The sequence below is a fragment of the Mesorhizobium sp. M0815 genome (assembly GCF_040319995.1).
Classification (GTDB): Bacteria; Pseudomonadota; Alphaproteobacteria; order Rhizobiales; family Rhizobiaceae; genus Mesorhizobium.
The window spans coordinates 102,850-116,335 of the sequence record NZ_JAMYOU010000007.1 but is presented as its reverse complement, the minus strand read 5'-3'; the positions used below and the strand labels follow the sequence as shown (position 1 = coordinate 116,335).

Sequence of the window (13,486 nt, the reverse complement as noted above, 5' to 3'; positions counted from 1 at the left end):
GACGCGCCCGCGGGCAACCGAAATCTTGGCTCGGCCTGGCGGCAGTGCTCTACGTCGATTTTGGCAGCGCGGCGCGTGCCTCAGCCACTGGCAAAGGGCACGGCGACAAACATCTGGGCGTCGCCGCGCTCGACAAGCAGCAGCACCGATTTCTTGCCGGATTTGGCAGCCTGAGAAATCGCCTGGTTAGCCTGCCTGGCGCTCCTCACCGGATGCTGGTCGACGGCGACGATGATGTCGCCGGGCTGAATGCCGGAAGCCGATGCCGCCTTGTTCGGGTCGACGCGCTCGACCAGTGCGCCGTGCTGGTTGCCTGTCATGTTCATTGCCTGGCGCACATCCGGGGTGACGTCCATCAGGCCGAGACCGAGCGTCGGTGCGCGAAGGCCCTGCTCCGTCGACGGCTGACCCTGATCGCCGGCCACCGATCCCGTCGCCATATCGTCTTCGTTGCGCCCGATCTCGACGGAGATCTGCAGGCCCTTCCCCTTGCGCCAGACATTGAGCGCTTCCCTCGTGCCGGGCGCAATGTCGGCGACGGCGCGTGACAGGTCCCTTGGATCCTTTATGTCCTGGCCGGCGAAGCTGGTAATGACATCGCCTGTCTCGATGCCGGCCTTGGCGGCCGGCGATCCGTCGCTGACCTGCGCGACCAGCACGCCGGCGGGGTGATCGAGGCCGATGGCGCTCGCCATATCAGGCGTCACCGGCTGGATCTGGACGCCGAGATAGCCGTACTGGATGGAGCCGCCCTTCATCAGCTTGGCGACGACCTTTTGCGCCTGGTCCGAGGGGATGGCGAAGCCGACGCCGACGCTGCCGCCATTCGGCGAAAAGATCGCCGTGTTGATCCCGACGACATTGCCGTTCACATCCGTCAGCGGGCCGCCGGAATTGCCCCGGTTGATCGGTGCGTCGATCTGGATGAAGTCGTCAAACGGCCCGCTGTGCAGGTCGCGGCCGCGCGCCGAGACGATGCCGGCCGTGACGGTGGTGCCAAGGCCGAAAGGATTGCCGAAGGCGAGCACCTGATCGCCCGGCATGAGCTTGTCGGAATCGCCCCATTTGACGGTCGGCAAGGGCTTGCCGGCTTTGACCTCGAGCACGGCAAGATCGTTCTTGGCGTCATGGCCGATCAATTTGGCGGGAAGCTCGGTGCCGTCGTCGAGCGTCACCTTGATCGACTGGGCGCCGTCGACGACGTGATTGTTGGTGACGATGGTGCCGTTGGCGCCGACGATGAAGCCTGAGCCGAGGGCCTCGGTGCGCGGCGCCTGTTCCGGCGGCGTCTTGGGGGCGGGCTGTCCCTGGCCATCGAAGAAATGGCGGAAATAATCGTCGAAAGGCGAGGTTCCGCCAAAGGGAGAGCCATCGCTCGTGGTGTCCGGCTGTTGGGCTTTCATGACCGTCGTGATGGTCACCACTGCCGGTTTGTCGGCCGCCACGACCGGAGCGAACGAACCGCTGGGAGCGGTCATGCCGGTGACAGGTGGCGTCACTGTTGCCGCCAGGACATCATTCAGCCTGGGAGCGAGAGGCAGGGCGAAGGGGCTGACGATCAGCGCGGCGCCCAGCAAAGCGGCGACGCGATGTCTGCGAAGGGTCTGGATTGGTGACATGGCCGTTGTCCGGGCGAGAGATTGATCGGGCGCCGCAGCGTTCCGTCACCGGAGCGCTCTATCGGCGTGTCGGCCTTGCCTGTCTCGCCTGGCACGGCGGCCGACCGGATCGACAGCCCCGCATCTAGGGCGCCGATCATGGTTTCCAGATAATATTACGAAGATTTAATTTCCGGCTGGCAACCGCCTTGCGCGTTGGCGCCGAAAGCCGAAAATAAAAAACCCGCCTCGAGGGGCGGGTCGTTGGGGCAAATCAGCACCATACCCAAATTAGTAGCATAGCTGCCGGCACAAAGCAAGAACAAAATAGCTACCCAAGACAAATCGCCTCAGGTTTGTGCCGCCCCTCACCGCCCCTGCCGAGGCTTCCTATGCCGCTGTCCCGTCCGTTCGCCTGAGATACGCCGAGGCGATCTCGCGCATCCGCCTGCCGTCGAAGCTCGGTCCATGACCGCCATGGCCGATGCGGATCGGCAGCTCAAGCAGCCGCTGCATCGTGCGGCGATAGGCGGCACGATCCGAATCCGGCAGGTCGTCGATCAGCGTGGCGTCGTAGATGGCGTCGCCGGCGAAGAACAGGCCGTCGGCCTCGTCGAACAGCGCGATCGAATCAGGAGAGTGGCCGGGCAGATGCAGGACGCGGAATTGGCGGTCGCCGAGGTCGACCCTATCGCCCTCGTCCAGGGTCCTAGTCAGCGGCGCCGGCGGAATCCTGTAATCGGCGGCTTTCCAGCCCTCCGCCGGCAGCCTGGAGACAGCCCCTTCCAGATCATGGAACATGTAGGCGTAGGTCACTGCTTCATCCATGCTGCCGAACTGCGCGGCGCTGTGGCGCGGCCCTGCCCGCAACGGAAACTCGTGCAGCGAGCCGACATGATCGAGATGGATATGCGTGGCGACGGCGAGCAGCGGCTTGCCGGCCGGCGTGTCGATCTGCGGCGCCAGCGGGCAGATCCCCATGCCGGTGTCGACCAGCAGGTCGACGTCGCGGCCGCGCAAATGCCAGATATTGGCGCGCACGAATTCATGCACGAAGGGCTCGGTCAGCATGGTCGTCTCTGCGTCGACGATGGTTTTGCTGAACCAGTTGTCCATCAGATCAAGGCCGGCATCAGACGAACGGCTTGCCGACCTTGTATTTTTGCGGGACCAGCCGCTTCAGATAGGCCATCCCCGCATCGGACAGCCGGTTGACATCGGGCAGCATGAAATCATCCGGCATATGGCGCGTCTTGCCGGCGACGTTCTTCAGCGGCACCTTCTTCAGCACGGTTTTCTTGCCGTCATATTGCAGCGCCACCGAACCGCCGCCCTCGTCGGCGACCGTGACCGCGAAGGCGCCGGCGTCGAAGGCCTCCTGCGCGTCCACCGCGCTGATGGCGCCGACATAGCCGCGCGGCATGTAGCCGAGCGCATCGACGCGCGCCCGCTTGCCCGGCAATCCCTCGGCCAGCGCGCGCTCCAAGGCTGCCGGCAGGTCGCTGCCCGACAGCTTGACGTTGCCGTGCTGGTCGCGCTCCAGCCTTTCCGGCGGCACCAGGCTTTCGACCAGCGCCTTGCCGTCGGCGGTGCTGACGCCTTCGGAGACGGCAACGATGCAGCGCTTGTGGCGGTCGAGCGTGGCGCGCACGTCGTCGATGAAGCCGGCCGCCGAGAACGGCCGCTCCGGCACGTAGACGAGATGCGGGCCGCTGTCCTGGTCGAGCTGCCATGCCGCGGACGCGGCCGTCAGGAAACCGGCATGCCGCCCCATGACGATGCCGACATAGATGCCCGGCAGAGCGCGGAAATCGAGATCGACCGAAAGAAACGCCCCGGCGACGAACTCGGCCGCCGACATGAAGCCGGGCGTGTGGTCGTTCTCCTCGAGATCGTTGTCGATGGTTTTCGGCGCATGGACGAAGGCGATCTTGCCGCCGGCGGCGTCGGTCAGGATCTGCTGCGTGCCCGACGTGTCGTTGCCGCCGATGTAGATGAAGGCGTCGGCGCCGGCTTTCTTCAAGCCGTTGAGGATGAGGTCGCAATAGGCGGCATCCGGCTTGTCGCGCGTCGAACCAAGCGCGGCGCTCGGCGTCGCCGCGATCAGCCGCAAACGGTCCTCGGGGATGGCGGAAAGATCGACGTAATTGCCGTCACGAATGCCGCGCACGCCGTGGATGGATCCCAGCACCTTGGCGCCGGGATGCCGCTTGCGGATTTCGAGCGCGGCGCCGACCACCGTCTGGTTGATGACGGCGGTTGGGCCGCCGCCTTGCGCGATGACAAAAGTTCCGGCCATTGGTCACGTCTCCCGGGCGATGAAAATCGCAGGCACATTCGCCTGTCTTGCGGCATCGCGCAACGGCAGAGTGATCGCTGAAAGCGAAGCCGCCGGTCAGACGACGACGACCGGATTCTTCTTGGAGACGCGGCTGTAGAGATCGATGATGTCCTGGTTGATCAGGCGCACGCAGCCCGACGACATCGCCTGGCCGATGCTCCGCCATTCGGGCGAGCCGTGGATGCGATAGCCGGTATCGCTGCCGTTCTGATAGATGTAGAGGGCACGCGCGCCGAGCGGATTGTCGAGGCCGCCCGGCTGTCCGCTCTGCCATTTCACCAGCTCCGGCTTGCGGGCGATCATCTCGGGCGGTGGGGTCCAGACCGGCCATTCCTTGCCGTACTGGATGTTGGCGCGGCCCGACCAGCGGAATCCGTCCTTGCCGATGCCGACGCCGTAACGGATCGCTTCGCCGCCGGGCTGCACCAGATAGAGCAGCCGCTCCTGCGAGTGAACGACGATCGTGCCGGGTTGCTCGCCGGTCGGATCGACGACAATCTGGCGGCGGAACTCCGGCTTGACCTTGAGGTAGGGCACCTCCGGTACATTGAAGCCACCGTCGGTGAGCGAAGCGTACATCACGTCGGGGCTGGTGATGTTCTTGTCGACGCTGATGCTCGGACGCACGGGCCGGATCGAGCCGGTGGTGACGTCGTCGAGCTGGAGCGACGGCAGATCCAGCGTCTGGCTGCAGCCGGCGACGCCGAGCAGCGCCAGCGCACCGGCGCCGGACAGCACCGTGCGGCGGGAAAGCTGTATTTCGGTTTCGATTGCGTCGCCATTATGCGGCAGCGACAGACCGTGCGGCAACTCACGCATTTACCCAAACCCTACGCTATCGGCGGGAAACACGGTCCGGCCGGATAGCAGGCATTTTCACCAATCATGGTTGAAAAAGCGTGAAGGCCAGCCATCTGCCGTTAACGAGGGGCTTTTTCGGTTTTTGCCTCTTTACATCTTCGCGAGGCCAAGGATTTATCCTCTTCTTTGAGCTCAAGGAGAAGAAAATGTCCTTCGAAAACTGGGCCGCATTTGCCGCCGCCTCGGCAGTCCTTCTGGTCATTCCGGGCCCGACCATCCTGCTGGTGGTGTCCTATGCGCTCGGCCAGGGCTGGCGCACCGCGCTGCCGATGGCAGTCGGCGTGGCGCTCGGCGACTTCACCGCAATGACACTGTCGATGCTGGGCATCGGCGCGCTGCTGGCGGCGTCGGCGACCGTATTCACCGTGCTGAAGGTGATCGGCGCCGGCTATCTGATCTATCTCGGCATAAAGCTGTTTCGCGCCGGCGGCGCGCTGCGGGCCGAACCGCGCACCGATGCGGTGTCATCGGCCAAGATGACGGCACATGCCTGGCTGGTTACCGCGCTCAATCCGAAAAGCATCACCTTTTTCGTCGCCTTCCTGCCGCAGTTCCTCGACCGGCATGCGGATTTCTGGACACAGATGCTGATCTTCGAGACGACCTTCCTGGCGCTCGCCTTCGCCAATGCCTTCGGTTATGCGCTGATTGCGGCAAGGGCGCGCAACGTCGTGCGCAATCCCAAGGCGATCCGCATCTTCAACCGCACCGGCGGCACGCTGCTGGTCGGCGCCGGCATCGCCACGGTGGCGATGCGCTCGGGCAACTGAGGACAAGCCATGGCGGTCAGGGATGCATTTGGCCTAGCGCTGTCTGGCGCGACGGAGGCCGGGTTTTCGTCCTACAGCCAGGCTGTGCGCGAATTGCAGTGCTTCATCGGCGATCCTGTCGGTTCCGTTGACCGGGCAATCGCCGAAGATCCCGGCTTCGTCATGGCGCATGTGTTCAAGGGTTATCTCTTTGGCCTCGCCACCGAGCGTGAAGCGACGGCGGTGGCCAAGGCATGTCACGAGGCAGCGCTGCCGCTTGCCGCGACGACGCGCGAGCAGGCGCATGTCGCCGCGCTTGGCCACCTTGCGGAGGGCCGCTGGCACGAGGCCGCCCGCGTGCTGGAGGATATCGCCATCGAGTTCCCGCTCGATGCGCTGGCGCTGCAGACCGGCCACCAGATCGACTTCTTCACCGGCAACGCCCGCATGCTGCGCGACCGCATCGGCCGCGCGCTGCCGTCCTGGCAGAGCGGCATGCCGGGCTACCACGCCATACTCGGCATGCAGGCCTTTGGCCTGGAGGAAATGGGCGACTACGCGCGCGCCGAAAAACTTGGCCGCACGGCGGTCGATATCGAGCCGCGCGACGGCTGGGCCCAGCATGCCGTCGCCCACGTCATGGAGATGCAGAGCCGGCAGAAGGACGGCATTCTGTGGATGCGCGCCAACCCCGAAGCGTGGACGCGGGAAAGCTTTCTGCAGGTGCACAATTGGTGGCATCTGGCGCTGTTCCACTACGACCTCGGCGAGACCGACGACGTGCTGGCGCTCTACGACGGGCCGATCTATGGCGAGCGCTCGACGCTGGCGCTCAACATGGTCGATGCCTCGGCGATCCTGTGGCGCCTGCATCTCGGCGGCGTCGATGTCGGCGACCGCTGGACGGCACTGGCCGCCAACTGGTTGCCCAAGGCCAGCGCCGGCCATTATGCCTTCAACGACGCCCACGCAATGATGGCGTTTGTCGGCGCCGGCCTCGAAGCGCCGGCCCGCGGCTTGCTCGAGGCGCAGCGCGAGGCGATGCAGGGCAAAGACGACAACGCTGGTTTCACCAGGGATGTCGGCCATCCCCTGACGCTCGCCATCAAGGCATTCGGCGACGGTAATTATGCCGGGACGATCCGCCTGATCCGGCCGATCCGGGCGATCGCCCATCGCTTCGGCGGCAGCCACGCCCAACGCGACGTCATCGACCTGACGCTGATCGAAGCGGCAGTGCGTTCCGGTGATGGCGCGCTGGCGCGGGCGCTTGCGGCGGAACGCGCGCTGGCACGGCCGGACAGCCCGCTATCGGCACTGTTTTCACGGCGCGCAACCGCTCTCGCGGCGAATTGACCAAGACTAAATCTTGCCTTAAAAACTGCCCCGGCAAGATTTTTTCGAGTGTCGAAAAAATCTTCGCGTGTTGACCGGAGCGCTTGTCCGGCGGCACGATTGCCGGGATATCTTCGCCGCCTCTGTCGCAGGCAGAGGCGGGGAGCAAGAAAGACCGTCGCCGCCAGGCCTGACGGACATGGGAGGAAACATGTATCTCGGCCTCGATCTCGGCACGTCGGGCGTCAAGGCGCTGCTGATCGATGCAAGGCAGAGCATCGTCGGTTCCGGCCATGCGCCGCTCGACGTGTCGCGCCCGCATCCCGGCTGGTCCGAGCAGAACCCGGCTGAGTGGATCCGCGCCTGCGAAGCGGCGATCGCCGAGCTGCGATCCGCGCATGCGAAGGAGCTCGCGGCGGTCAAAGGCATCGGCCTTTCCGGCCATATGCATGGCGCCACCCTGCTCGACGCCGCCGACCAGGTGCTGCGCCCCTGCATCCTGTGGAACGACACACGCAGCCACGCCGAGGCGGCCGCACTCGACGCCGACCCGCGCTTTCGCAAGCTGACCGGCAACATCGTCTTTCCCGGCTTCACCGCGCCAAAGCTCGCCTGGGTGAAAAACAACGAACCGGCTGTTTTCGCCAAGGTGGCAAAGGTCCTGCTGCCGAAGGACTTTTTGCGGCTCTGGCTCGCCGGCGAGCATATTTCGGAAATGTCGGATTCGGCTGGCACGTCGTGGCTCGACGTCGGCAAACGAGCCTGGTCCGCCGAACTGCTCGCCGCCACGTCGCTCGACGAAAGGCAGATGCCGTCATTGGTCGAAGGCACGGCAAAGGCCGGTGCCTTGCGCAGCGAACTGGCTGCGAAATGGGGCATGCAGGCGGGCATCCCGATCGCCGGCGGCGCCGGCGACAACGCGGCCTCGGCCTGCGGCATGGGCACGGTCGGTGCCGGCCAGGCTTTCGTCTCGCTCGGCACGTCAGGCGTGCTTTTTGCCGCCAATGCGTCCTATCTGCCCAACCCGGAAAGCGCCGTGCATACATTCTGCCATGCCCTGCCCGGCACCTGGCATCAGATGGGCGTCATCCTGTCGGCAACCGATTCGCTCAACTGGCTATCGGCAATCGCGGGCAAAGGTGCTGGCGAGTTGACCGCCGAACTCGGCGATGCGCTGCAGGCGCCGACCGGTGTCTCCTTCCTGCCCTATCTCTCAGGCGAACGGACGCCGCACAATGATTCCGCCATTCGCGGCGCGTTTACGGGGCTTGCACACGAATCCGGCCGCGCGGCGCTGACCCAGGCCGTGCTCGAAGGCGTCGCTTTCGCTTTCCGCGACAGCCTGGAAGCTCTGGCCAAGGCCGGCACGACGCTGACCCGGGTGACGGCGATCGGCGGCGGCTCGCGTTCGCGCTACTGGTTGAAGGCCATCGCCACCGCGCTTGGCCTGCCCATCGATATTCCCGCCGAGGGCGATTTCGGCGCCGCGTTCGGTGCGGCCCGGCTTGGCCTGATCGCGGCGACCGCTGCCGATCCGCGCGCCGTGTGCACGGCGCCGGCGACGGACGCCACGGTCGAGCCGGTCGCCGCCCTCGGCGACGCCTATGCGCAGGCCTATCAGCGCTACCGCCAGCTTTACCCGGCGATCAGGGCTGTAACCGCGTGAGCTGGCGCTTACCCCCCTCTGGCCTGCCCTCTTTGCCACCATTTGGCATCTCCCCCTCAAGGGGGGAGATCGGCAGCGTCGACGGCTATGCAAGTCTTGCAAGATCGGTGATTGGCGAAGGCGGAAAGGCCAGCCAATCTCCCCCCTTGAGGGGGAGATGCACGGTAGGGCAGAGGGGGGTGCTTGGCCCCCACTTTGCCGAGATTTCCTCACTGTGCCGGCACCTTGTCGAGAAAGCCGGTGACGCTTTTCAGCCGGCCATTTTCGATGACGCCGATATCGGTGCCTTCGATGACGGGCTCGGTGCCGTCCGGCCCAAGGTTCCACGAAAAGCGGATGGCGTCAGCGAATCCGTCCGGCTCGCCTTTCAGCGAGAACCTGAAGCCGGCAAAGCGCTGCTGCACGCCTTCGATCAGCGCGGCGATGCCGTCATGGCCGTCGCCCTGCATGATCGGATCGCGGTAGCCGACATCCTCGGTGAAGGTCGTCTTGAGCAAGGCTTTCCTGCGCGCGGCGTCACTCTCGTTCCAGGCGGCGATGTAGTTTTCGGCAATGGTGTTGAGGTCGGTCATGGTCTGTCTCCTTCGTTGGATGCTCTTGACATGAGCCTTTTCGACCAGCGCCAGCGCGAAACCAATTACGCTTGAGGTAATCAGGCCGAACCATGCGAGAGGAAAAGAACATGACCAGCGGTTTTTTCGGCGACATCCAACAGATCAAATATGAGGGACCGGATTCGACCAATCCGCTGGCCTACCGGTTCTACAATCCCGACGAGATCGTCGCCGGCAAGCGGCTGGAAGACCATCTGCGCTTTGCCGTCGCCTACTGGCATTCCTTTGCCTGGCCAGGCGGCGATCCGTTCGGCGGCCAGACGTTTGACCGGCCGTGGTTCCCCAAGGCCGGCGGTACCGACACGATGGAGCTGGCCAAGCTCAAGGCCGACGTCGCCTTCGAGATGTTTTCGCTGCTGGGCGCGCCTTATTTCTGCTTCCACGATGCCGATGTGCGGCCGGAGGGCCGGGACTTTTCCGAAAGTGCGGCGCGGCTCGACGAGATCGCCGATTATTTCTCGGGAAAGATGAAGCAGACTGGCGTCAAGCTGTTGTGGGGCACGGCCAACCTGTTCTCCAACCGCCGCTTCATGTCGGGCGCCGCCACCAATCCCGATCCGGACGTCTTTGCCTATTCGGCCGCGACGGTGAAACACTGCATCGACATCACCAAGCGGCTGAACGGCGAGAACTACGTGCTGTGGGGCGGCCGCGAGGGCTATGAGACGCTGCTCAACACCGACCTTGCCCGCGAGCAGGAACAGGCCGGCCGCTTTCTCAATCTGGTCGTCGACTACAAGCACAGGATCGGCTTCGAAGGCACCATCCTGATCGAGCCGAAGCCTCAGGAACCGACCAAGCACCAGTATGATTACGACGTCGCCACCGTCTATGGCTTCCTCAAGCGTTTCGGACTGGAGAACGAGGTCAAGCTCAACATCGAGCAAGGCCACGCCATCCTGGCCGGCCATTCGTTCGAGCATGAACTGGCGCTGGCCAATGCGCTCGGCATTTTCGGCTCGATCGACATGAACCGCAACGACTACCAATCGGGCTGGGACACCGACCAGTTCCCAAACAATGTACCGGAGATGGCGCTCGCCTATTATCACGTACTGCAGGCGGGCGGCTTCAAGACCGGCGGCACCAATTTCGACGCCAAGCTCAGGCGCCAGTCGCTCGATCCGCAGGATCTGCTGATCGGTCATATCGGCGGCATGGATTGCTGCGCTCGAGGCCTCAAGGCAGCGGCACGCATGGTCGAGGACAAGGCGCTGTCGGCGCCGCTCGCCGAGCGCTATGCCGGCTGGGATTCGGCCGAGGCCAAGGCGATGCTTGCCGGCAAGCGCACGCTGGAGGAAATTGCTGATCGCGTCGTCAAGGAGAAGATCGAGCCGCAGCCCCGATCCGGCCGCCAGGAACTGCTCGAGAATATCGTCAACCGGTACGTCTGAGGCGTACCGATTCGCGGCCGCATTGTTCAGCGGCCGCCGGCTGACGACTTTCCGCGGGGCCGAAACCGACAAGGTTTGCCCCCTTGCGAAACTTTCGGTCTGCTTGCTGACCGGGCCTGGCATTTGCCCTAGCCGTGATCGAGGCCTCTCAAATAGGCGCAGAACATGTCGGCCATGGCGTCGGCGTAGGCTTCAATCTCCGTGGCGGTTCGAGGCGCCTCCGAGAACTGCTTCCCCACCGTGCTCAGCGTCGTCATGACGAGGTCGCCGGCCAATTCGCGGGTCACTTGCGCGGCGTTGGGCAACGCCTCCTGCATGAAGAGCTGGATGGTGCGGTCTCCGGACGCCCTTGCCGCCCGCGCCTCAGGCGCGTCGCGGTAAAGCGGTGCGGCGTCGTCGAGCGCCACACGCACCGCGGCCTCGTCACACTCCGAGCGGAGGAAGGCGTGGACCAGGCCGCGCAGCCTTTCAAGCGGCGGTTTCCTGATATCCTCGAGGATGTCGCGCAGCAAATCGGTCGTCTGCCGCCATTCGTCACTCTGGAGCCGGAACAGGATCGCCGCCTTGTTCGGAAAATACTGATACAGCGATCCGACGCTGACACCGGCCTTCTCGGCCACCCGCGCCGTGGTGAAGCGCTGCGCGCCTTCCCTCGCCAAAACCTGAACAGCAGCCTCCAAAATCGCAGCAACGAGCTCCGCCGAGCGGGCCTGCTTGGGCTGTTTTCGCGAGGAAATCCGCGGACTTCGGTGATCGCTCATTGAGAGGCGCGCCAATGCGATTATTGAATGCGAATGATTAGTCGTATTTTGAATGCCGCACAAGAACGCATTCAATTTTGACTGGAGACCAATATGACCACACTGACGACAACGCCGCTGGCGCCCCTGCTGGACCGCCTGTTCGAGGAAGCCGCTGCGGCAACGAGCCCTGCCGTGGCGGAGCTCTCCGCCGAGGAGCGGCCGCTTCATTCGGAGCAAGACCGAATACCTCGATTTCTACGGGCGGCTAAAGGATCTCTGGCTTCCGTTTCGCGAGAGACCGGCACGCTGCTCTACATGCTGGCACGGAGCAGCGGCGCCCGGACGATCGTCGAATTTGGAACCTCGTTCGGCATCTCGACCCTGCACCTTGCCGCAGCCTTGCGGGACAATGGCGGCGGCCGCCTGATCACCAGCGAGTTCGAGCCATCCAAGGTGGCGCGCGCCAGGAGCAACCTCACAGCAGGCGGTCTCATCGACATGGTGGAAATCCGAGAGGGAGACGCGCTGCAAACATTAAGCGTCGATCTTCCCGAAACGGTCGACCTGCTGCTGCTCGATGGCGCCAAAGCGCTCTATCCCGAGGTCTTGACCCTAGTTGAAAGTCGCCTCAGGCCGGGCGCCTTGGTCGTTGCCGACAATGCCGATCTTTGCCCCGAATACCTCTCGCGGGTGCGCTCGACCGGAAGCGGCTACATGTCCACGCCGTTCGGCGAGGATGTCGAACTGTCCATGCGGCTCGGCTGACGCACCGCCTGATCTGTCGGAAAGATCGTGCCCAAGATGGGCGGCGGCGGACAAAACTTTGCCCGGCATCGCCCATCAATCGCCTCGCTCTTGCCTTCAAACAGCCGTCACGGAGTTCCTATAGTGTGGTTCGTGGCGGGAATCAGAAAGAAGGAGGCGAAACGATATGCAGCACGAACGCGAAATCGACGCCCTGCTCTCATCTGGCGAGGCCGGATCGATCATCGACCGGCTGATGGCGCTGCCGCACCCCAAGCATGGTGCGCTGAGTGCAAACGAATGGGATCGCGCGGTCGCCAGCCGCTTCGAGACCCATCTGGCGAGACAGATGCGCTCGCAGATCGACGGCAACAAGCGTCCGCCAAGACGCTGCCTGATCCACCTTTGTCTGTGCATGTCGTTACCCCAAAACCGCTACGCACTTTTGGGCGACATGCATTATCCTCGACGCAGCCTGACCGGCGCTTCGCCGAACGCTCTTGAAAACGCTCTGGAAAATGCCGCGGCGGACGAAAACCCCGTTCGCCCGGCAATGTCCGCCATGGCGATGCGCGTATCGACCACCAGCCGGCGCGCGGCGCCGAGGCGCAGCCTGAGATAATAGGCGCCCGGCGTTTCGCCGATCGACTTGCGAAAGATACTTTCCAGCGTCCGCCCCGTCACCCCGGCGCGCTTGGCCACGGCGGCGACAGTCAGGGGCTGGTCGACATGCGCTTCCATCAGCCGGATGGCTTGCGCCAGCCTGGGATCGTAGCCGTCAAGACGGCCGAGCGAGACCAGCGGCTGCGCGTCCGTCGCGGCGCGCGCCTGGTCGTAGATGAAGACGCTCGCGACATCGAGCGCCACGGCCATGCCGAGCCGCGTGCGGATCAGATGCAGCATCAGGTCGAAGGTCGGCGAGGCGCCGCCAGAGGTGAATACGGGACCGTCGATGACGTAGCGGTCGGGGCGCACGTCGACGCCGGGAAAGGCCGAAGAAAAATCCTCCATATCCTCCCAGTGGGTGGTGGCGCTGCGCCCCTCCAGCAAGCCCGCGCGCGCCACCAGCCAGGTGCCGGCCTCGACGCCGCCGCAGGCGCGTGCCGCGCGCGCCGCCCGGCGCAGTCCGGAAAGCAAGGCTGAAGTGGCGTAGTTCTGCGTGCCGAAGCCGGCGACGACGACCAGCATGTCGGTTGTGTCAGCCGCATCGAAGCGGCCGCTGACCGCCACCGGCAGGCCGCATGTGGTGACCGGCGCCTCGCCTGTGACCGAGACCAGCCTGAAATCGAACAGCGTCTCGCCGGCAATACGGTTGGCGGCGCGCAACGGGTCGACGGCCGACGCGACGCACATGATCGACGAGCCGGAGAATACCAGCAGCGTCACCTTGAGCGGCAGACGTTCGGCACGAAAGATCGTCGGTTTTTCGGTTTTGGTCACA

At 64.6% G+C, this 13,486-nt stretch carries 12 protein-coding genes; 5 read left to right on the top strand and 7 right to left on the bottom strand.

Annotation, left to right across the window (positions count from 1 at the left end; translation table 11 throughout):
- Positions 1 to 80 precede the first annotated feature (80 nt).
- From NKI01_RS10970 to NKI01_RS10955, 4 genes are all read right to left on the bottom strand, one after another.
- Positions 81 to 1,619, bottom strand: a complete 1,539-nt coding sequence (locus NKI01_RS10970; protein WP_352963134.1) for a DegQ family serine endoprotease — start codon at positions 1,617 to 1,619, stop codon at positions 81 to 83.
- Positions 1,620 to 1,988: 369 nt separating this feature from the next.
- A complete protein-coding gene (locus tag NKI01_RS10965; protein ID WP_352910668.1) occupies positions 1,989 to 2,714 on the bottom strand; it encodes an MBL fold metallo-hydrolase in 726 nt (241 codons plus the stop codon).
- Between the two features lie 16 nt (positions 2,715 to 2,730).
- Complete coding sequence (locus NKI01_RS10960) at positions 2,731 to 3,897, bottom strand: diphosphate--fructose-6-phosphate 1-phosphotransferase (RefSeq protein WP_352451606.1); 1,167 nt, start codon at positions 3,895 to 3,897, stop codon at positions 2,731 to 2,733.
- A 96-nt stretch (positions 3,898 to 3,993) separates the two neighbouring features.
- Positions 3,994 to 4,758, bottom strand: coding sequence for a L,D-transpeptidase (locus NKI01_RS10955; RefSeq protein WP_352484715.1), 765 nt, complete (start codon positions 4,756 to 4,758; stop codon positions 3,994 to 3,996).
- A gap of 188 nt (positions 4,759 to 4,946) precedes the next feature.
- Here NKI01_RS10955 and NKI01_RS10950 point away from each other — a divergent pair, with 188 nt between their 5' ends.
- The 3 genes from NKI01_RS10950 (at position 4,947) to xylB (ending at position 8,550) form a co-directional block, all read left to right on the top strand.
- Positions 4,947 to 5,570 (top strand): LysE family translocator, encoded by a 624-nt coding sequence (locus NKI01_RS10950; protein ID WP_023718327.1) that lies wholly within the window; start codon positions 4,947 to 4,949, stop codon positions 5,568 to 5,570.
- Positions 5,571 to 5,579: 9 nt separating this feature from the next.
- A complete protein-coding gene (locus NKI01_RS10945) occupies positions 5,580 to 6,905 on the top strand; it encodes a tetratricopeptide repeat protein (RefSeq protein ID WP_352963131.1) in 1,326 nt (441 codons plus the stop codon).
- A 190-nt stretch (positions 6,906 to 7,095) separates the two neighbouring features.
- Positions 7,096 to 8,550, top strand: a complete 1,455-nt coding sequence (gene xylB, locus NKI01_RS10940; protein WP_352547959.1) for a xylulokinase — start codon at positions 7,096 to 7,098, stop codon at positions 8,548 to 8,550.
- Positions 8,551 to 8,759: 209 nt separating this feature from the next.
- On the opposite strand, the gene NKI01_RS10935 is transcribed toward xylB, so the two are convergent.
- Positions 8,760 to 9,122, bottom strand: coding sequence for a nuclear transport factor 2 family protein (locus tag NKI01_RS10935; protein WP_023718324.1), 363 nt, complete (start codon positions 9,120 to 9,122; stop codon positions 8,760 to 8,762).
- Positions 9,123 to 9,232: 110 nt separating this feature from the next.
- Between NKI01_RS10935 and xylA the strand changes: the two genes are divergently transcribed.
- Complete coding sequence (xylA, locus tag NKI01_RS10930) at positions 9,233 to 10,558, top strand: xylose isomerase (protein WP_023718323.1); 1,326 nt, start codon at positions 9,233 to 9,235, stop codon at positions 10,556 to 10,558.
- Positions 10,559 to 10,686: 128 nt separating this feature from the next.
- On the opposite strand, the gene NKI01_RS10925 is transcribed toward xylA, so the two are convergent.
- Entirely contained in the window at positions 10,687 to 11,319 is a 633-nt protein-coding gene (locus NKI01_RS10925; protein ID WP_352484707.1) for a TetR/AcrR family transcriptional regulator, read from the bottom strand.
- Between the two features lie 93 nt (positions 11,320 to 11,412).
- Between NKI01_RS10925 and NKI01_RS10920 the strand changes: the two genes are divergently transcribed.
- Entirely contained in the window at positions 11,413 to 12,066 is a 654-nt protein-coding gene (locus tag NKI01_RS10920; RefSeq protein ID WP_352963128.1) for an O-methyltransferase, read from the top strand.
- Between the two features lie 438 nt (positions 12,067 to 12,504).
- Here NKI01_RS10920 and NKI01_RS10915 read toward each other — a convergent pair whose 3' ends face one another.
- The gene (locus tag NKI01_RS10915; protein WP_352963126.1) at positions 12,505 to 13,485 is read right to left on the bottom strand and encodes a GlxA family transcriptional regulator; all 981 of its coding nucleotides are present in this window, start codon (positions 13,483 to 13,485) and stop codon (positions 12,505 to 12,507) included.
- Position 13,486: the final 1 nt, after the last annotated feature.

Coding starts and splice junctions, on each gene's coding strand:
- NKI01_RS10970 (WP_352963134.1), bottom strand. CDS start 1,619: ATGTCACCAATCCAGACCCTTCGCAGACATCGCGTCGCCGCTTTGCTG.
- NKI01_RS10965 (WP_352910668.1), bottom strand. CDS start 2,714: ATGGACAACTGGTTCAGCAAAACCATCGTCGACGCAGAGACGACCATG.
- NKI01_RS10960 (WP_352451606.1), bottom strand. CDS start 3,897: ATGGCCGGAACTTTTGTCATCGCGCAAGGCGGCGGCCCAACCGCCGTC.
- NKI01_RS10955 (WP_352484715.1), bottom strand. CDS start 4,758: ATGCGTGAGTTGCCGCACGGTCTGTCGCTGCCGCATAATGGCGACGCA.
- NKI01_RS10950 (WP_023718327.1), top strand. CDS start 4,947: ATGTCCTTCGAAAACTGGGCCGCATTTGCCGCCGCCTCGGCAGTCCTT.
- NKI01_RS10945 (WP_352963131.1), top strand. CDS start 5,580: ATGGCGGTCAGGGATGCATTTGGCCTAGCGCTGTCTGGCGCGACGGAG.
- xylB (WP_352547959.1), top strand. CDS start 7,096: ATGTATCTCGGCCTCGATCTCGGCACGTCGGGCGTCAAGGCGCTGCTG.
- NKI01_RS10935 (WP_023718324.1), bottom strand. CDS start 9,122: ATGACCGACCTCAACACCATTGCCGAAAACTACATCGCCGCCTGGAAC.
- xylA (WP_023718323.1), top strand. CDS start 9,233: ATGACCAGCGGTTTTTTCGGCGACATCCAACAGATCAAATATGAGGGA.
- NKI01_RS10925 (WP_352484707.1), bottom strand. CDS start 11,319: ATGAGCGATCACCGAAGTCCGCGGATTTCCTCGCGAAAACAGCCCAAG.
- NKI01_RS10920 (WP_352963128.1), top strand. CDS start 11,413: ATGACCACACTGACGACAACGCCGCTGGCGCCCCTGCTGGACCGCCTG.